At 32.4% G+C, this 20,440-nt stretch carries 17 protein-coding genes; 6 read left to right on the top strand and 11 right to left on the bottom strand.

Annotation, left to right across the window (positions count from 1 at the left end):
- Positions 1-3: 3 nt before the first annotated feature.
- From JOP69_RS02895 to JOP69_RS02885, 3 genes are read right to left on the bottom strand one after another with little or no spacing between them, the layout of a single operon-like run.
- Complete coding sequence (locus JOP69_RS02895; protein ID WP_203392939.1) at positions 4-942, bottom strand: aldo/keto reductase; 939 nt, start codon at positions 940-942, stop codon at positions 4-6.
- A gap of 47 nt (positions 943-989) precedes the next feature.
- Positions 990-1,751, bottom strand: coding sequence for an SDR family NAD(P)-dependent oxidoreductase (locus tag JOP69_RS02890; protein ID WP_203392940.1), 762 nt, complete (start codon positions 1,749-1,751; stop codon positions 990-992).
- Positions 1,751-2,836, bottom strand: a complete 1,086-nt coding sequence (locus tag JOP69_RS02885; RefSeq protein ID WP_203392941.1) for a mandelate racemase/muconate lactonizing enzyme family protein — start codon at positions 2,834-2,836, stop codon at positions 1,751-1,753. Before JOP69_RS02885 ends, JOP69_RS02890 begins: the two co-directional genes overlap by 1 nt.
- A gap of 150 nt (positions 2,837-2,986) precedes the next feature.
- On the opposite strand from JOP69_RS02885, the gene JOP69_RS02880 reads away from it, so the two are divergent.
- Together JOP69_RS02880 and JOP69_RS18770 are read left to right on the top strand one after the other, a co-directional pair.
- Positions 2,987-3,838 (top strand): AraC family transcriptional regulator, encoded by an 852-nt coding sequence (locus JOP69_RS02880; protein ID WP_203392942.1) that lies wholly within the window; start codon positions 2,987-2,989, stop codon positions 3,836-3,838.
- A 38-nt stretch (positions 3,839-3,876) separates the two neighbouring features.
- Positions 3,877-4,044: a hypothetical protein gene (locus JOP69_RS18770; protein ID WP_368378167.1), complete on the top strand. Its 168-nt coding sequence runs from the start codon at positions 3,877-3,879 to the stop codon at positions 4,042-4,044.
- Positions 4,045-4,095: 51 nt separating this feature from the next.
- On the opposite strand, the gene JOP69_RS02875 is transcribed toward JOP69_RS18770, so the two are convergent.
- Positions 4,096-5,301 (bottom strand): hypothetical protein, encoded by a 1,206-nt coding sequence (locus JOP69_RS02875; RefSeq protein WP_203392943.1) that lies wholly within the window; start codon positions 5,299-5,301, stop codon positions 4,096-4,098.
- Between the two features lie 258 nt (positions 5,302-5,559).
- On the opposite strand from JOP69_RS02875, the gene JOP69_RS02870 reads away from it, so the two are divergent.
- From JOP69_RS02870 to JOP69_RS02855, 4 genes are read left to right on the top strand one after another with little or no spacing between them, the layout of a single operon-like run.
- Complete coding sequence (locus JOP69_RS02870; protein ID WP_203392944.1) at positions 5,560-6,201, top strand: hypothetical protein; 642 nt, start codon at positions 5,560-5,562, stop codon at positions 6,199-6,201.
- A gap of 12 nt (positions 6,202-6,213) precedes the next feature.
- Positions 6,214-7,431, top strand: a complete 1,218-nt coding sequence (locus JOP69_RS02865) for a hypothetical protein (RefSeq protein WP_203392945.1) — start codon at positions 6,214-6,216, stop codon at positions 7,429-7,431.
- Between the two features lie 50 nt (positions 7,432-7,481).
- Positions 7,482-9,713 (top strand): glycoside hydrolase family 3 C-terminal domain-containing protein, encoded by a 2,232-nt coding sequence (locus JOP69_RS02860; protein ID WP_203392946.1) that lies wholly within the window; start codon positions 7,482-7,484, stop codon positions 9,711-9,713.
- Entirely contained in the window at positions 9,676-10,077 is a 402-nt protein-coding gene (locus JOP69_RS02855; protein ID WP_203392947.1) for a hypothetical protein, read from the top strand. Before JOP69_RS02860 ends, JOP69_RS02855 begins: the two co-directional genes overlap by 38 nt.
- A 382-nt stretch (positions 10,078-10,459) precedes the next feature.
- On the opposite strand, the gene JOP69_RS02850 is transcribed toward JOP69_RS02855, so the two are convergent.
- From JOP69_RS02850 to JOP69_RS02820, 7 genes are all read right to left on the bottom strand, one after another.
- Entirely contained in the window at positions 10,460-11,731 is a 1,272-nt protein-coding gene (locus tag JOP69_RS02850) for an OsmC family protein (RefSeq protein WP_203392948.1), read from the bottom strand.
- Between the two features lie 280 nt (positions 11,732-12,011).
- Entirely contained in the window at positions 12,012-13,361 is a 1,350-nt protein-coding gene (locus JOP69_RS02845; RefSeq protein ID WP_203392949.1) for an MATE family efflux transporter, read from the bottom strand.
- Positions 13,362-13,397: 36 nt separating this feature from the next.
- Positions 13,398-14,042, bottom strand: coding sequence for an NAD(P)H-binding protein (locus tag JOP69_RS02840; RefSeq protein ID WP_203392950.1), 645 nt, complete (start codon positions 14,040-14,042; stop codon positions 13,398-13,400).
- 93 nt (positions 14,043-14,135) lie between these two features.
- A complete protein-coding gene (locus JOP69_RS02835) occupies positions 14,136-15,005 on the bottom strand; it encodes a helix-turn-helix transcriptional regulator (protein ID WP_203392951.1) in 870 nt (289 codons plus the stop codon).
- Positions 15,006-15,123: 118 nt separating this feature from the next.
- Positions 15,124-17,256 (bottom strand): methylmalonyl-CoA mutase, encoded by a 2,133-nt coding sequence (gene scpA, locus JOP69_RS02830; protein ID WP_203392952.1) that lies wholly within the window; start codon positions 17,254-17,256, stop codon positions 15,124-15,126.
- A 5-nt stretch (positions 17,257-17,261) separates the two neighbouring features.
- Positions 17,262-19,052, bottom strand: a complete 1,791-nt coding sequence (locus JOP69_RS02825) for a methylmalonyl-CoA mutase family protein (RefSeq protein WP_203392953.1) — start codon at positions 19,050-19,052, stop codon at positions 17,262-17,264.
- Positions 19,053-19,127: 75 nt separating this feature from the next.
- Positions 19,128-20,417, bottom strand: a complete 1,290-nt coding sequence (locus tag JOP69_RS02820; RefSeq protein ID WP_203392954.1) for an acetyl-CoA hydrolase/transferase family protein — start codon at positions 20,415-20,417, stop codon at positions 19,128-19,130.
- Between the last annotated feature and the right edge of the window lie 23 nt (positions 20,418-20,440).

Genomic DNA, 20,440 nt, shown 5'->3' with positions numbered 1-20,440 from the left:
TGTTTATTTTGTTAAAATTGAAGCTGTAACTTCATTAAAAATTTCTTCGGATAATTTCCCTGCGTTCCAATCATCAATTGTAGCTTTAATTTGAGCAGGAGTTCTTGCCCCCATTACTACTCTATCTGCTTCTTCAATAGAGAACAAATAACGTTGAGATAAGGTCGCTAAAGACATATCGTATTTATCTGCAACTATTTTTACTCTAATTGCATTTGCTAAATCTAGTTCTGTAATCCATTCACCATCTACACCTTCTGTTTTGTATTTTTCAAAACGATTTCCTAATAAAGAAAAGTGTAAAGCAGAAGCGGCATAATAAGCAATTCCTTCTTTTTTGTAAGATTGAATTTCCCCATTAAAAGCTGATAAATTACAAGCATCCATATGTAAAAATCCAGAAACGACATCAAAGTTTTCTTTGATGATGTAAGGTTTAAAATCTTCGGAAGGATTTCCTCCAACGCCTATTGCCCCAACTAAACCTTCCGATTTAAAATTGTGTAAGGTATTTATAACCTCCTCTATTTTGTCTAAAGGAACTAACTGAGGTTCATGTAAAAACAACAAATCTATTTTATCTAAACCTAAAGTTTCTAAACTATTGCCCAGACTTCGTTTCATTCCATCAACACTGTAATCTAGTTTTGTTTCAAAAGCATCTTTTCCTTTTAAACGTCCAATTTTTGTGCTTACAAATGGTGTTTCTCCTTTCCATTCTCTTAAAGCCATTCCTAAATAATATTCAGCATTTGCATAAGAAGGCGCAGTATCTAAAGCAGAAATTCCGTTTTCGAAAGCATATAAAAGTGCATCTATAGAATCTCTTTGATCTACTTTTCCCCAAACACCACCCAATCCGGAAGTTCCATAAACTAATCTACTTTTATCATTAAAAGCAGGACTTTTAGAATGATCTCCTTTTATATATGTTGGTTTCATATTTTTATTTTTTCAGTTGCGTGAGATAAAATATCACACTATTAGGATTAGAAATTAATGGTTGCTCCTCCATCAACAGGTAAAATAACACCTGTGATATATTTTGCAGCTTTAGAACTTAAAAACACAGCTGAATTCCCAATATCTTCAGTGGTTCCAAAATGATCCATAGCAATACGATTTGTAATTTGCTGCTTGCGAGCTTCGTCTTTATTAATGGCGTTTAAAAACATATTAGAAGTAATCCAACCTGGAGCAATAGCATTTACACGAACATTATCTTTGGCATATTCTGTAGTCAAACTATTAACCAAACCTGTTAATGCTGTTTTTGAGACGCTATACGCAATTACACGATCTATACCAAATAATCCAGCCATAGAGCCAATCATTATGATAGAACCTTTTTTACGTTTTAGCATATATTTTGCGCACTCACGCGTTAATGAAAATACACTAATAAGGTTTGTTTGAATGATGCGTTCAAAATCTTCGTCAGAAGTCTCTTGTGCCCAAGCTTTATGATGAATTCCTGCGTTATTTACTAAAATATCAATAGCACCTTCTTCAGTTTCTATTGATTCAACTAAAGTTGGAATACTAGCTCTATCAGTAATATCATTGACTCTGTAAGATGCATTTTTACCTAAAGTTTTTACTGCTTCTTGCAAAACGGCTTCTCTACGTCCTGTAATGATCACTTTCCCTCCTGCTTCTATGATTGCTTTAGAGATTCCCAAACCAATTCCTGTGCCTCCACCAGTTACTAGTGCACGCTGTCCTTTTAAAGAAAAAACTTCTAAACTCATTAAAATTTGATTTCGGTTAATGTATCATCTATAAAATTAAAACCCCAACCTGGTAATTCGTGTGGTTTCGCAAAACCATCCTGAATAATCATCGGATTGTCTATTAACGGATCTACCCAGTCAAAAGATTCTGCACCAACTCCATTAGGAATTGTACACAATAAAGGTACATCGTAATCTTTGTAATAATGAGGTAAAACAGGAAGATTGAAACTACCAGCTAAAGCAGCACTTTCTCTCCATTTTTCTACTCCACCAATTCTTAAAATATCTGGTTGCCAAATATCTAAAGCATTTCTGGTTATTAATTCTTTAAGCGCTAACGTATCAAATTCACGCTCTCCCATGGCTAAAGAAATTCCTGCTTGGTTTTTCAATATTTCAAAAGCTTGAAAATTTTGATGATTTACAGGCTCTTCAAACCAGTTGATATTTAATTCTTTTGCCGCACGAGCTAATTTCATAGCAGATGGCAAATCCATACCTTGGTTAGCATCCATCATAATATCTACTTTGTCGCCAACTGCTTCACGCACTAAACGTAAACGCTCTACATCTGTACTTACTTTAGGAGAACCAACTTTTATTTTTACGGCTTTAAATCCGCGGTCAGCGTAACCCGTAACTTCTTCAATCAATTCGTCAATAGAGTAAGAAATCCAACCACCACTTCCGTAGATAGATACTTTTTCTTTACAAACTCCTAGAATTTGATGAATAGGTTGATTCAATGTTTTTCCCCAAGCATCCCACATGGCAATATTTACAGCAGCTTGTGCCCAACGATTGATACCTTGGTTACCAAAATACTCCCCTAAATTTTCTAATTTATTATAAACAATACCCATTTCATTGACCTTATGACCAATAATATGTGGTATTGCATCTTTTAATGCACCTGCAATGGCATTTGGCGAATATTGAAATGATAACAAATAGGATTCTCCTATTACTCCGTTTTCTAATTGAATTCTTAATACTATAAAGGAAATTTCAGTTAACGTATGCGTTGCATCTGAAATAGTTTTTTTTAAAGGTGTTGATGCTTTAAAAATTTTTACGTCTCTTATTTGTAAATCTTTCATTTTTGTGTTGCGAATTTATTACAGCAAATATCCTAAAAATGTTTGTTGATTTCATATAGCATACCTCACTAATCATGTACTATATTGATTAAATGAATATAAAAAATTAAAATTTAGTCAATAATTTGCATTTTATTGTATATTTAAGTTATGAAACCGTTATTAAAACAAGTTACCACTTCTCCAAATAATTCTTTTAAAATTAAGTTATTTGACGAACAGGAATTTAAGGCCGAATGGCATTTTCATCCACAATATGAATTAACATATATGATTCAAAGCACAGGAATTAGATATGTTGGTGATTCTATGCATCAATTTGAAAGAGGAGATTTAGTTTTGGTGGGAAAAAATTTACCACATTCTTGGAAAACTATCGATGCTAAAAATGAAAAAGTGAAGTGTGTGGTTATACAATGGGATGATTCATTATTTAGTAATTGGTTTGATAAACCAGAATTTACAAGCATCAAAAAAATGCTTTTAAAATCGAGTTATGGAATCTCTTTTGATAAAAAAACAGCACTTTCTCTTGAGAATTCATTTAGTTCCATTTATAATCAAAATCCTTTTAAACGTTTTATAACTTTTTTGAATATATTAAATGTCTTGGCTACAAGCGCCTCTATTGAACTGTTAGCTGGACCTAGTTTTGGTAAAGATCTTTCATTAAAAGAGAGTACTAGAGTAAATGTAATTAACAATTATATAAAAGATAACTATGAAAATGAACCTTCTTTAACCGATATATCAAATAAGTTGTCATTAAGTAAGGAAGCATTTTGTCGGTTTTTTAAAAAAACTTTCGACAAAACATATTCTAGCTATGTTAGTGAATATAGAATTGCTATTGCTAGTAAAATGTTTGTAGAAACTGATTTGTCGGTTTCTCAAATAGCATATGAATCTGGCTTTAATAATTTGTCTTTTTTTTACAGACAATTTAAAAAACATAAGCAATTGTCTCCAAAAATCTATCGACAACTATATCAAAGGATTTAATTGAAGTTTTAATTAAATAGAAATTCCCAATACTTTTCTTGTTAACCAAAAGAAGACAACGCATATCCTCTCAACGGTTTTTAATAAAAGCCATTCATAACAATGGAAATCCAGAGCTCATAAACATTAATAAAAGTGATTCTAATACAGCAGTAATAAAACTATGCAATTGGATAAGCCATTCAACTATAAAAATACGGCAATAGTATTCAAATCCTAAGATTGCATATTTCTTTAGAAAAGGTCTGCCAAAAATTTTATTTTAGAACTTCTAAGGCTACCAACTTACAACTCATATCATTTCTTTGCAATCCACTTACTTCAAACAAAGCGTTAAAATGTGTCGGTTCTCCTTTAAACTCTTTTTCAAAATCTTTGAGCCAATTTTTATCAGTAAAATTTCTCACTGTAGCAAGTACACCAATATCATTATTCGACACAAAATACAAAGCACTTTTCTCTGAACTTATAGAAGTGTAAGAAACCATAGCAAATTCCACATTATGATTATCGCTATATTGAGTTATAAAGACTTCTTCAATGCTATCCTTTTTAAATTTAAACCCATCTTTAAAAGTCGTAAATACCTTACTGTCTTTAAGAAATAACGATTTTGACAAATTCATGGTTTTGTATTGTCCTACAAATAGAATATTATGATTCTTAACATCTTCATATTTGAGTTTACTTTCCAATTCAAGTTGAAAGTCGTTATCATTAGAAATAAACCATTTACTAAGAGATTTAACCGCATAAGGTGCCATTTTTGACATTAGTGTATAATCTGTGGGGCCTAATTCTTTGTCCGGATGTTCTTTAGCATATTCAATTAAGTTATTATAATTATTGATTTCAGGATATGAAATCCCATAAAAGTTATCATCAGATAATTTTTCAAAAACTATAAACTGGTCAGAAATTACAAGGAGATTTTGAGCATTCTTTTCAAAGTAGTTTTCCCAAATAAAATTTGGTTTTGTAATAATAGCTCTCGTTACAAAAAAAGTAATAAATGCAATAAGAATAATTCCTAAAAGTAACTTTAGGTATTTAATAGGAATTGCAACAGTCGGTTCCTTACTAGCTTTTGACTTAGAATATTCATTTACCGACAAAAAACTTAAGTTGTATTGCCCTTTAATTATTTCGAATATTATGGATTCATTCTGGCCTTGGTCAATATAGTAATTTGCTAATTTCTTTCTTAGCTTATATATATATATATATATATATATATATATATATATATACGATCGTACCGTACTATTATTCTTGTTTTCTGAATAATCAATACCATAAAGGTCACTACCAATTGTTACCTCATTTAAATCTTCTTTTTTAAGTGCTTTTTCAACAAGGTAATTTAACAAGTTGGTATGAATGGTCGAATTCATAAATAGTTCGTGAGAACAAATACGTTTTAATCCCTCTTGAATAACTTTTTTTTCGTTTTCATTCATCATACAATACAAAAATACAATGATTTTCTAATAAAGTAAATTTTAATTATAAAATTATCACAGTACCTCGTAACACCTTGTATATAAACCAAATACGCTTTTTATTTTTACAGTAAAATCACCGTTGCAACCACTGTTTTGTAACAAAAAAAGTTATTATCTTTTATTATGAGGGAATAACATTAACTAAGTTTGTGTACAGAAGAATGAGTTTTAAAATTAATTATTATCAATAAATTGAGTGAAATAAAATAAGTATTAATGAAATCAAAAACAGTATTCATAATTGCTATTTGTATGCAATTAACTTTTATCAAAAGCTTTTCTCAAGGATGGGATTACAATAACAACCGTATTGCTGTAAGTGCCGACGGAAATAGCGCACCAGATTATGCGCACAAATGGGCAATTGGTGACCCTGACGATTGGGGGGCAAACGCTGCAATTCTTGCCATTCTAGCTAAATTAGAAATGCAAGATAAATTGGTTCATTATTCCTACAATAACTTTATTGAAGCACCTGCCGGTCCCGATGGTAAAAACCAGAATAAATTAAGTTGTGATGGTGGAATAATTCGTTGGCATTTTGATGCGGATAATTTTTACGATGTAACTACACAATTAGAAGAAGCTAAAAACAGCTTAGCAAAAGAAATGGTCAAATCAACGGCTAATGATCCATTATATTTCTTACATGCGGGACTTTCAGAATTTGTTTATCAAGCGGTAGAAAGAGCAATTGAGTTGGGAGGATTAGAAAACTTAAAATATGTTAAGTTGGTTTCACATAGCGGATTTAATGAAAATCACAAACGAAGAGATTGGCACCATACCTGGGGTGATATCCAAAAACTTTGTGGAAATCGAATTCAATATCATAAAATAAAAGATCAGAACGCTTGAGATCAACCTGAGGTGTTATGGTGTTCTGGTAAAGATTTTTCTCCTTGGTATTGGATGCGTGACCATAAAGATGAAAGCATTAACTGGTTATATACACGTGTACAGGCACATGACACAGGAAAAGCAGATATATCAGATTGTGGATTGCTATACTGGCTTATAACTGGTAATGAAAACGGCAGTCCAGAGAAGTTTGAAAATTTTATTGGTGATGGTATTCCCAATTCGGTTCAAGAAATTGCAATTGAAAAAACATTGGATGCAAACTCAATATTTACCTTAAATGCGATACAGGATTTTCCAATAATTACAATTCCAGGATTTTCTCCTTCATACAAAGATGAACACCGTAAAGCAATGGCAATTGATGCAGTTCATTATAAAGGGGTTTATGCGGCTAGTAAAGTTCAATTAACAGCACCAAAAGGGGTGTATGATATTACATTAACTTCTCTTTCCGAAATTGATGGAGAATCTAGTTATAGATTAAAAGTTAATAGTAAAATTATAGGTGAAACACAAAATACTAAAACCGAAATAGATTATAAAAAGCAAACATATACGTTCAAAAATATTAAACTTGAAGGAGTAAGTGATATTCAGGTTGAATTCAATTCACATTCTAACGGAAAAATTCCAGAAGATAATGCATTTGCGTTCTCTAGAGGAAGATGGACAGAACTTAAATTTCATTGTATTGAAAAAGCAATTGAAAAAAAGATAGAAGGTAACTTTATCTCTATTGAAGCAGAGCACTTTGACTTACACGGAGAATGGGCTTTTAGGAATGATGATAAGGCTAGCGGAGGAAGATATATTGAATATACTGGAGCCAATAGTTATCAAGACGTAGTGGATAAAAACACCTGTGAATCAAATTTCGAGGTTAAAGAACCAGGAACCTATACTGTGAAATGGTTTATGAGACAACCTTATTCTGCTGAAGGAGAGAAATCAAATAATGCATGGATTAATTTCCCTGACGCAATTCAAGTTGAAAATGAGCCAGTTAAAGGCTTTCAAAAGTTTAAGGGGCAAGGTAAAATTGATTTTGTAATGAATGGTCAATTAGATCTAGACCGTAATCAATCATGGATGACTGTTAAATTTGAAAAAGCAGGTTTTTACACTTTACAACTATCTGGTCGTTCAGAACTTCTTCAAATTGATAAGATTATTCTTTATAAAGACATGAGTTTTGAGGAAGCCAAAATAGAGTCAAATAATTAGAATTTAAATGCAAAGTAAAGTTTTATGAAACAATTAAAATTAATACAAAAATGAGAAACATCACAAGTTATTTAATATTGATATTCCTAATTATAGGGAATATCACCAATGCTCAAACTTGGAAAGACCCCAATGAAAGCATAAATGTCCGTGTTGACGATTTATTATCGAAAATGACATTGGAAGAAAAAATCAGCTATTGTGGTTCAGCGATACCTGCTATTGAACGATTGGGAATTCCTGAATATATGTGGTATGGAGAAGCTCTTCATGGATTAAAAGCATGGAACGCCACCCAATTCCCTCAGAATATAGCTATGGGTTCTACCTGGAATCCAGATTTGATGTTTGACGTGGCTACAGCTATTTCCAATGAAGCACGTGCTTTAAAAAATAGTGGGCAAAAAGAAGTAATGATGTTTTCGCCTACAGTGAATATGGCTAGAGACCCAAGATGGGGAAGAAATGAAGAATGCTATAGTGAAGATCCTTTTTTGATGTCGGAAATTGCACGTATGTATGTTCGTGGAATGCAGGGAAACGATCCAAACTACCTAAAAACAGTAACAACTGTTAAACATTTTGTAGCCAATAATGTTGACTTTCGAAGAGAATTCAGTCATTCACTTGTTCGTCAAAAAGATTTGTACGAATATTATTTTCCTGCCTACAATACCTGTATTGTAGACGAAGAAGCAGCTGGTATTATGACTGGGCTTAATGGGTTAAACGGAGTGCCATGTTCAGCAAACAATTGGTTGGTAAACGACGTATTACGCGATGAATGGGGATTTAAAGGATATGTAATTGCTGACTGGGCTGCTGTTGAGGGAGTAGAAAAACGACTTCGATTTGTGAATACTCAGGAAGAAGCAGCTGCTTTGGCTATTAAATCAGGAACAGATCAAGAGTGTTTTAGACATAAAACCAAATCGGCACCTTTTGTTCAAGCGCTTAAACCAGCTATTGAGCAAGGCTTATTAACCGAGAGTGAATTAGATGTTTCGGTAAACAGATTATTAAGACTTCGATTTATGACTGGTGATTTTGACGATCCTAAGCTCAACCCATATTCTAAAATACCTCAAAGCGTTCTTGAATCTGAAACGCATAAGAAATTGGCTCTTAAAGCTGCAGAACAGTCTATAGTGCTTTTAAAAAATGATGATGTACTACCTCTGAAGAAAAATATTGAGAAACTAGCTGTAATTGGTCCTTTTGCAAACCGATGTTGGTTGGGAATTTATTCAGGAAATCCAAAAAGTAAAATAACACCATTAGAAGGTATTCAAAAAAGTGCGAATGGTGAAGTTAAATTTGCAGAAGGTTGCTCCATTACAGGAGATATTACTGACGAAGAAAAAATAGCCGAAGCAGTTGCTTTAGCCAAGAAATCAGAAACTGTAATTCTAATAGTTGGTAACGATGAAAGTACGGCAACTGAAACTCTTGACCGTCTTTCACTAAATCTGCCAGGTAAACAGCACCAGCTTATTAAAGCGGTTCAAGCTGTAAATAAAAATGTCATTCTTGTTTTAGTACCTAGTGGTTCAACTTCTATTGGTTGGGAGCAAAAAAATATACCAGGAATAATTTGTGCATGGCCAAATGGTCAAGAGCAAGGAACAGCGTTAGCTAATATTTTATTTGGCGACATAAATCCCGGAGGTAAACTAAGTGCTAGCTGGGTAAAATCAGAAAATCAATTACCAAATTTTCACGATTACAACGTTTCAACTTGGAGAGATGATTATGGTCCAGAAGTTGCACGTACGTATATGTATTCAAATATTGATTATTTGTATCCATTCGGATATGGTTTAAGTTACACTCAATTTGAAATTCAGGATATTAAATTAGATAAAAATCGTTTGGAAGCAATGGGTGATGTACTTGTTACAGCTAAAGTTGCCAATATTGGAGATAGAGACGGTGATGAAATAGTGCAAGTATATGTGCGTGATAAAGAAGCTAGCCATATAGTTCCAAAGAAAGCATTAAAAGGCTTTAAACGTATTCATATTAAGTCAGGAGAGAGTAAAACGGTTACAATTAAGTTGCCTTATGAAGCATTTTCTCATTACGATACAAGCTTGAAAGCGTTTAAAGTGGAAGCGGGTGATTTCGAAATAATGATCGGACAGTCGAGCGAAAAAATTGTAGGTAGTAAAACCATTGAAGTTGCGGAAGGTGTAATTCCAAAAATCCGAGTGGGACAAAAGAGTGGTTATTTCAATGCTGAGGATGAAAATCGAACCAAAAAAATGGGATTACTTATATGAAAAAGGTGCTTTAGAAGATGTGAAAACAAATCAGCTTGAAGATGCTTCATCTAAATATATAAGTTATGAAATTTTATTTATTGATCCAGGTGTATATGTTAACACTTGGGATGCTGAATTGTCATTTAAATCTACATCGAAGAATGCTGTATTGGAGGCTTCAATGCAGGGTGTTAAAATAAGCACCTACAAAGTGGGTAATAAAAAAACACAGTCAATTAAAATCCCTATTCCGCCAGAATACGGAAAACCAGTTAAACTGAAGCTAAAAACGTTAAAAGGAAAAATAGAACATCAGTCGATAAAAATTATTCCTCCTGGAGGTAAAAAACCTTTTGTAATAACTAAGGTTGTTGAAAATTAGAAATTAAAACAAAACCGAGCCATTAGCTCGGTTTTGTTTTTTAGTAACTCAAATTGTTTCATCTTCCTTTTAAAAATATTCTGAAGAACAGCTAACTCTTTTTTGTTTTTCAAATCTGTTCTTGATGCGAAATATAATGTGTTTGAGCTTACAATAAAAAAGTAGGACAACTTTTCTAAGACCTATGCTACATATTTTAAGTTATTAAATTCTTGTTCCATTTCAATTGGAATTTTATAATCCAAAGAAGAATGTAATCGTTTTCTATTGTACCAAATTTCTATATATTCAAATTTGGATGATTTGGACTGTAAAACCCCAATACTTTTACAGTATTGGGATTTTCAATATGAATAAATAAACAGCTTATTTTCGAAAACTGTTATTTTACAATTTTCCCATTCAAATAAATACCTGTTTCCATCTCTGTTTTTTGCACAATCCCCTCCCCTGCAAAGCAACAACGTAGTGCTTGCGCTGCAAACTGATTTGCCAAATTTTCATCAGCATCACTTTTAACCAAGATTCGAGTTACTACATCAGTCATCTCTCCGGACATAGTTGGTGTCATAAAATTGTTTTCTCGGTAATTAAACTGATGCTCAACAGCAAAATCATCAATTTTAACGCCTTTTTTCTGGAAGTACATCATATTCGGAGTCAATTGACTCATTAAACAAAATGAGGTTCCTAACGTAAAATACTCTCTTGAAGTAGGTGCTGCATTTACACCTTTGTAACCGCGGCTATCATCAGCATATAGTTCCCATGTTTCGTAGTGTGCAGTTAACGATTTTGCTCTTAATCTATGTAAATATGGGCGCTCTGCATCGTGTGCAGATTCTGCAATACCAACTTCAGAAAAACGCATTTCTTTTGGAAAATTATTCATATCCATATCAAGATCTTCTGTTACTTTTATTGTTTGTAATTGTAACGCTGGAGTTGTATTTGTAATAGTACGACCATTATCTACAGAAACTGGCGAAGAAATTTGTCCTGGCTTAGCTGCTTTTCCGTCCCAATCATCGCCATTAATAATAAAAGCTGCGTCAATAGCTGTCTTGTTAGCCAATGATTCTCCAATAGACCAGGCTCTAATAGACATTTTCTTTAGCTCTTTAATTTTTTCTATTGGTTCGTCACTTTTTATAATAATATTGGTGACTACTTTGTCAGTATATCCCGACCATTTATCAGTCATAATATCACTCCATCTAAAAAAGAATTCTGTTTCTACTTTTACATCTTCTACGTCTAAGCCCATTATCTGTATACTTCTTTCAACTTGGGTTAATAAGTCTGAAGCTGCGCCAGCCGTAAAATATGTTAATGGATTTGGTGCACTCTGAGGATTACCACCTTCATCACTTGTCATTTGCCATGCGCTAAAATCTGCTTCACCTACAGTTGTTACTACACCCTTTTTTAAGAAGGGCTTTTCTTTATTCAAAACTCTTTTTGCCGAAGTCACAACCTTCTCGCTAATAGCACCATTTACAGGTGTTGCTTTTGTAGGATAAAATGTTGTAGGTTGGTTAAAATTATCTACTCTTTTTACTACTGAATAATTTTCTTGTGCATAATTTGTTCCAACACCAGTTAAAAGAACAGTTAACATTACAATTGATTTTACATTTTTACTTGTTTTCATTTTTATGTTTTTTAAATTAAAATATTTATTTTTTAACTTTTGAAATATGATACTACAAAGGTGCAATGAAAACAAACCAATGGAAAGGTTAATAAAAGAGACGCTATGGTAAATGTATAACCTCGCTTAAATTTCATTATAAAAAGTTAGGGAGTATATCTTTTTATGAATTGATAAAAAAGGCTATCTAAAATGAGGTTTTTAGATAGCCTTTTTATGATGTTTTTATAAATAAAGACAACTATATTTAAAGAAAAAAAGTATAAATTTCACAATTAAATTAACTCACACTTATCTTTTTAACTGTTAAATTTAAATGATAATACGAGATTATACCAACTATAATATTTGCAATAAATCCAGCCCAAAACACACCGTTAATTCCAAACATTTTTGCTCCTACCCAAGCTAATGGCGCATACAAAACGACCATTCTAATTAAAGAAAAAACCGCTGACGGATAGGGTTTATTAATGCCATTATAACTTGAAGTACTTAAGATAACCACACCCTGCAATCCATAACTTGCGCCAATTATATAAAAGTATTTTTCAGTAATTTCAATAACTTCTACATTATCTGTAAAAACGGAAGCAATACTACTTCCAAAAAGTAGTAAAAGACCAAAAACGACACCTCCCCAAATTAAAGAAAATATCATGGAGTAATTGAGAGATGTAAAAATTCTTTGAAATTTATGTTTACTTATGTTTTGACCAACAAAAATAATTAACACAGAACCAAGTGACATAATAACCATAAGCGCAAACATTTCAACTCTAGAAGCAACACCAAATGCTGCAACTGCTTCTTTGCCATAACTTGAAATAATTTTTGTTATAAAACCAATTGAAATTGGTGTAATAAGTAAACTTATAGAGGCTGGAATTGCCACATAAATTAATGCTTTCCAAGTAGCTTTAATATCCTTAAATTCACCTAAATGAAAGGTTAACAAATTTTCTCTTTTAATTAAAACAATAAGTATAAATATCAAACTTATACTTCTAGAAATTACGGTTGATAATGCTGCTCCTTCAATTCCCATTTCTGGAAATGGTCCGTAACCAAAAATAAGTAAAGGATCTAATATACCATTTACCACCCCTGAAGTAATCATTAACAACCCTGGTAAACGTGTATCTCCAGTAGCTCTCACAATATTATTACCAATCATAGGTATTGTAACAAACGGAACACCTAAAAACCAAATGGTCATATAATCAACAATGTAAGGCATAATTTCTGGTCCTGCCCCTAAAGCTTTAAATATGGGTTCAATGGTATTTAAACCAACAATTACGAAAAAAATAACAATAGTAATACCTAATAAAATTGCTCTACTGGCCATTACTTTTACTTTTTCTCGATTTGCTGTAATGATATTACGTGAAATTAATGAGCTTGTTCCAATTCCGACTCCCATAGAAAGCCCATTTAGAAACATTATTACTGGAAAAGCAAAACTTATTGCCGCTAATTGTTGCACTCCTAGAAGTCCTATAAAGTAAGTGTCTATTATTGTGAATATAACCATACCTAACATTCCAAGAGTCATTGGCCAAGTTAAATTGAACAATTGCTTACCAATATTACCCTCTGTTAAGTTCCTATTTATTTTTTTTGACATTCTTTATTCGTTTATTTTGTCTTTTTTTTATAAGGCTTATTTTGTACCAACTACTGGAGCCTTTTTAATCCATTCTCTATTTGTAATTTCAGTTAACATAAACTCGGATAATTGATTTACATCAACAGCCATCCCAATAAATTTAGTTTCATCGGCAACAAACTTACCTTCTACTTTTTCTTTAATCATAGGCGGGCGAATATTTGTCCAATCTAAATTGCTCTGCACAAGCAATTCTAGTTCTCTATCTTTAATGCAGATGAGTGATTTAGATTTCGACTTTATCATTACCCGCAAAAGTTTGCGTGTTAGTGGTAAATTTTCGTTTGGGATTTTTACTCCTGCTCCAGAAATACTTATAAAACGAGTCTGTTTATTATCTTGCATTTGTTTGATAATGTACTTCAAAGAGTTTATGTAATTTTCTTCATCGTCAGTTGTAAGTTTACCATTTATAGGTGGTCCAATAGTTGAAAGTATAACATCAGATCCTTCCAATGCATTTTGTAGTTTATTTGTATCGAAATAATTCCCTTCAATGACTTCAATTGCATGATCAAAATCTTTTAGTTTTTCTTTGTTGCGGACTAACACCTTCACCTTAATCCCATCATTAACCGCTTTTTTTAATAGGTTCTTTCCCAATATACCAGTTGCGCCTAAAATTGTTATTTGTTTCATTATTACTACATTTAAAATATTACACTGCAAAAGTGCAGTGAATACAAAATATAATAAAGGTTAATAAAAGAGAAGTAATGGTAAATATATAACCTAAGCTAAAGTTTTCCGGAATTCCACAGGTGTTAATTTAATATGTTTTTTAAAATATTTAAGGAAGTTGGTTGGTTCATCAAAACCTAAAATAAAGGCTATTTCTTTTACGGATAGTGATGTAGAAACTAACAATCTCTTCGCTTCCAGAATTACATAATTATCAATAAATGCCTTTGCTGTGGTATTTACAACACCTTTACAGACCTCATTTAAATGTTTATAGGAAATAGCTATATCTGAAGCATACACTTTGGCATCTCTTGTTTTAGAAAAGTTCTTTTCAACTAAAAGTCTAAAATTATTAAAGTAATCTAAATATTTATTATCTACTGAAATTGCTGCTAAACGGGTATTTTCTTCATTTAACTTAAGTAGGTAGACACTTAATATAGAAGCTATAATATTTGGCAATGAGGATGAATTACTTTTCAACTCATTTTGGAGTACTCTAAGTAAAATTTGATTTCGGTCTGGATTATTAATTTTCTCTTGTACTAAAAAATAATTATACAAATGGTTAATTTGAGCTATGGTTGACTGCGCCATATATTTATGCATAAAAGCTTCAGAAAAAACAACCAAATAACCTTTGTATACAGAAAATTCATCAAAAGCATGTGTCTGTCCTTTTGAAAGAACCATTACATCATCCTTTTTAAGAGAATGAACTTTAAAATCGACAATATGATTAACTTCACCATCGGTAATTATTAGAATGGCATAAAAATTTAATCGATGTGGCAAATAAGGACTATGATCTTTAGGTTTTAAATCATCCGTAATTAACTCTTCCAAATTAAAAAATTGAAATTCTTTAATTTGTAACACTTTGTTTTTCCAAAAGCTTATTTCCGGAATATTTTTCATGGAGATAGTTTATTCAATTGATGATTTATCAAATCATTATAAATTTAAGATAAAAAAACTAAATAAAAAGCCCGAACATTAAAAATGTTCGGGCTTTTAGATATTCATAATTTAAAACTTATTCTTGCTCTAAATATTTTTCCATTATTGTAATTGCAGATTCAGAAATTACAGTACCAGGACCAAAAATGGCTGCTACTTTTCTTTCTAATAAATAATCATAATCTTGAGCAGGTATTACTCCTCCTGCAAAAACCATAATATCTGGTCTTCCTAATTTTTCTAATTCACCAATTAATTGAGGAATTAAAGTTTTATGACCAGCCGCTAAACTAGAGGCACCTACAAAATGCACATCGTTTTCAACAGCTTGTTTTGCTACTTCTTCTGGAGTTTGAAATAAACCTCCCATATCTACATCAAAACCTAAATCTGCAAAACTAGAAGCCACAACTTTTGCGCCTCTATCATGCCCATCTTGACCCATTTTTGCAATCATAACTCTTGGTCTACGACCTTCTATTTCTGCAAATTTATCAGTCATTTTTTGCGCTTTTGCAAACGTACTATCGTTATTTACTTCTTTACCGTACACACCACTTATTAATTTAGTATCCGCTTTATGTCTTCCAAAATGAACCTCTAAAGCATCAGAAATTTCACCCAATGTAGCAAAATTTTCCGCAGCAATAACTGCCAATTCTAATAAATTCCCTTTTCCTGTTCCTGCACAATCTTCTAACGCTTTTAAATTAGCAGCAACCAAATCAGAATTACGTTCGGCTTTCATTTTATTTAAACGAGCAATTTGAGAATCTCTTACAACTGTATTGTCAACATCTAAGATTTCAATGTTTGTTTTTTCTTTCGTTTTAAATTTGTTTACTCCTACTAAAATATCCTGTCCAGAATCTAAACGTGCTTGTTTACGAGCAGAAGCTTCCTCAATACGTAATTTTGGAACTCCGGTTTCAATAGCCTTTGCCATACCACCGAGTTCTTCAACCTCTTCAATTAATTTCCAAGCTTTCTTCGCAATTTCTTGCGTTAAATACTCAACATAATAAGAACCTGCCCAAGGATCAACAGATTTTGTCATCTGTGTTTCATCTTGAATAAAAATTTGCGTGTTACGTGCAATTCTAGCAGAGAAATCAGTCGGTAAAGCTATTGCCTCATCTAATGCATTTGTATGCAAAGATTGCGTTCCTCCTAACGTTGCCGCCATTGCTTCTATGCAAGTACGAGATACGTTATTGAAAGGATCTTGCTCACTTAAACTCCATCCAGAAGTTTGACTGTGCGTACGCAAAGCCATCGATTTTGGATTTGTTGGATTGAATGATTTTATAATTTTTGCCCATAACATACGAGCTGCACGCATTTTAGCAATCTCCATAAAATGATTCATTCCTACTGCCCAGAAGAAAGATAAACGAGGCGCAAATTCATCAATTTTTAAACCAGATTTTAATCCGGTTCTAATGTATTCCATTCCATCGGCTAAAGTATACGCTAATTCAATATCTGCAGTTGCACCCGCTTCTTGCATGTGGTAACCAGAAATAGAAATTGAGTTAAACTTCGGCATATTCTTCGTGGTGTAATCAAAGATATCACCAATAATCTTCATAGAAGGTAACGGTGGATAAATGTATGTATTACGCACCATAAATTCTTTTAAAATATCATTCTGAATAGTTCCAGAAAGTTTATCTAAAGAAACACCCTGTTTTCTTGCGGCTGCAATATAAAAAGCCATAATTGGCAATACTGCACCATTCATTGTCATAGAAACAGACATTTTATCTAACGGAATTTGATCGAACAAAATCTCCATATCTAAAATAGAATCTATGGCAACACCTGCTTTACCAACATCTCCCGTTACACGAGGATGATCTGAATCGTAACCACGGTGTGTGGCTAAATCAAACGCAACTGAAAGTCCTTTTTGACCCGCAGCTAAATTTCTTCTGTAAAATGCGTTTGATTCTTCTGCTGTAGAAAAACCTGCATATTGACGAATCGTCCAAGGACGCATGGCATACATGGCACTATATGGACCTCTTAAAAAAGGAGGCACACCAGCAGCAAAGCCTAAATGTTCTGCCTCTGCAATATCTTCTTTTGTAAATTGTTTTTTTACTGGGATTCCTTCAGGAGTATTCCAAACATCTTGATTCTCTGAAGTTGCAACTGTTTGCTTAACAGCTGAATTTAATTTTATATCTGAAAAATCTGGTTTCATACTTCTTAAGATTTTAAGGTTTTTTGAACTTTTTTCTGAATTGCTGACAGTGAAACAAGAACATCTGTTCTCATATTAACAACACCATCTAAACCTAATTCAGTTAGTTCGTCCATATTTTTAGGTGCACCTGCTAATAGTAATACTTTATCAGTATTTATAGCTCTAAATGCTTTTATAAAGTCTATTGCTGTTTCATCATAATCTTGATCTGAACTACAAATAACAACTACATGTGCCCCTGATTTTGCACTTTCTTTAGCAGCAACTTCTGCATTTTCAAAACTTTCTTCTTGATGCACATCAAAACCACTAACACCAATAAAATCGTAAGCAAAAGCAGCTCTCGCTTTACGCATTGTTAAATTTCCATAACTAGCTAACTGTACAATTGGTCTTACATTAGTGCTTGCCACTAATTCTTCTGTAACTCTACGCATTGCCTCAATTTCTAAAGAAGCCCTTCTTGGAGTTAATACTTTAGGATTGTCTACAGCACTTTCAGATAGTAATTTCGCATCCACTTTTTCCATGAGGTTAGGGTATTTGTTAATACCTACCATTGGAGTTCTACGCTGGCTAATCAGTTTTAATTTTTTAAGACGAATTTCGGCAATTTGTTGTTGAATCGTTTCGTTTTCAAAATTAGCATAGAAACCACCATCAGCTTCAATAGCCTTAAATAACTCTAATGCTTTTTCTGCAATTTTAGAACTTACTTCTTCAATATAATAAGAACCATCCACCGGATTTGAAACTTTACCAAAGTAAGATTCTTCTTTTAAAATTGTGGTTATGTTTCCGGCTATTCTACTTGAAAAATCAGAAGCACTTTTAAATTCTTTATCGTAAGCATCAATTAAAACACCATCTACATTCCCTAATATTGCAGCCATTGCTTCTGTAGTACAGCGCAATAAATTAGTTTCTGCATCTGTAACAGATTTGCTCCAAATAGATGTTTTTGCAGTAATCGTATTCGAAAAATCTGCAAGTTGATATTTAGCAGCAACTTCCGCTAATAAATTATTGAATGCTCTAAATTTACCAATCTCCACAAAATACTCTAATCCAATTGCTAAATTGAAATTTAGATTGTTGAAAACATCTTGAACAGCAATTCCTTTTTCTTTTAATTTTTCTGTTAAGAAAACCAAAGAACTTAAAGTATATGCAATTTCTTGCACTTGATTTGCACCAGAGTCTAAATATTCTGTTCCAGAAATAGTGATTGCTTTAAAGTTAGGAAATTCTTCGGTTAATTTTACTAACTCTGCAGTAACGTCCACAAGGTCTTCGTTAAAAGCACCTGTTGTTACGTAACCAGAAATTAGGTTTGTATCAATATATCCTTTTAAGTTTTTACCTTTTGCAAAAGCAACTAAATCCTTTGTAAAAGGAATAACATTATTAAATAATTTAAACGAAACTGTAATTTTGTCTAAATCTATATCCTTTAAAAGTTCTTCTACAGGTACAGTTGTTATCATCTGAAAAAGGATACCATTAATACCTTCTTCAATAGCTTTTAAGGCTAAATCATTTCCAGATTTCCCACAACAAGCCGCTATACTTCTATAGTTTACTAAAGATTGTGAGTTTTCTCCTGTGTTTTTTAGCTGTGTAATTGAATTTTCAAGATTATAGCAAGGTTGAAAATTGATTCCTGTAAGATTTTTCCATACTAGTTTTCTATCAAAATCAGCCCCTTTTAAATCTACTGTAACTCTTTCCATCCACTGCTCGGTAGAAACCGAAGGGAATTCAGAAAAGAGTTTTTTATTTTTATCACTCATTATATATGAATTTATTTAATATAAGAATTTAAAGTTCTTAAAATTACAAAATTTAAGAACTCTAAACTCAAAAAATTATTTTATCATTAAACTACTTCCAAATCTTTCAAAAATAGCTTTATCTAATTCTTCTCTATGGTCTGGATGTGCAATATCTCTTAATGCTTGAGCACGTTGTTTTAAGTTTCTACCAAATAGTTCTGCAATACCAAACTCTGTTGCTACAAATCTAGCATGTGCACGAGTAGTTACTACACCTGCTCCCACTTTTAACGTTGGTGTTATTTTAGAAACACCTTTAGAAGTTGTAGAAGTAATTGCACAAATTGGTTTTCCGCCTTCTGATAATGCCGCTCCACGCATAAAGTCCATTTGACCACCAACACCAGAAAACATTCTTTGACCTATAGAATCTGCACAAATTTGACCAGTTAAATCTACTTCTATAGCAGAATTAATTGCTGTTACTTTTGGGTTTTGACGAATAACAGACGTGTCATTTACATAAGCAATATCATTCATTTCAATTTCTGGATTGTCATCCATAAAATCATATAAACGACGCGTACCCATTGCAAACCCTGAAACTATTTTATAAGGATTTGTTTTCTTTTTAGAACCATTTACAACCCCATTTTTTACTAAATCTACAATACCTTCAGAAAACATTTCTGTATGTATTCCTAAATTTTTATGGTTATGTAAAAATGTTAAAACTGCATTAGGAATACCTCCAATTCCCATTTGAAGTGTGGCTCCATCATCAATAATTGCAGCAATATTTTTACCAATCGCTTTTTCAATATCGTTGGGTTCAACAAATTTCATTTCGTATATTTCTTCTGAAATTTCAACACAAGCATCAAAATGTTTCAAATGTATCTGTGCATCACCAAAAGTACGAGGCATACGAGGATTAATTTGAGCAATTACTTTTTTTCCATGTTCTAAACCAGAAATAACAATATCAACAGAAACTCCTAATGAGCAAAAACCGTGTTTATCTGGAGGTGACACGTTTACAAGTACCACATCTAAATCCATATATCCCTCACGGAATAAACTTGGTATTTCACTTAAAAAAACAGGAATATAATCTACTGTATTTCCAACCATTTTTCTAACGTTCCCTCCAATAAAAAAAGCATTGGTATGAAAACTTTCTCTTAATTCTGGAGCAATATATCCACATGCTCCTTCTGTATGTAAATGTACAATTTCAACACTTCTTAATTCTGGAGCTCTAGCAACCATAGCATTTATTAATGCTTGTGGGGTTGCAGAACCTCCTTGTATTAAAACTCTATCTCCAGATTTTATTAGTTTAACAGCTTCTTGAGCTGACATTTTATTTGGTATTTTCATTTTATCAAAATTTAAAAATTGTT

The sequence above is a fragment of the Polaribacter sp. Q13 genome, from assembly GCF_016858305.2.
Taxonomy (GTDB): Bacteria; Bacteroidota; Bacteroidia; order Flavobacteriales; family Flavobacteriaceae; genus Polaribacter.
Note: the sequence above shows the minus strand (reverse complement) of the source record. Positions and strands in the feature narration are given on the sequence as shown.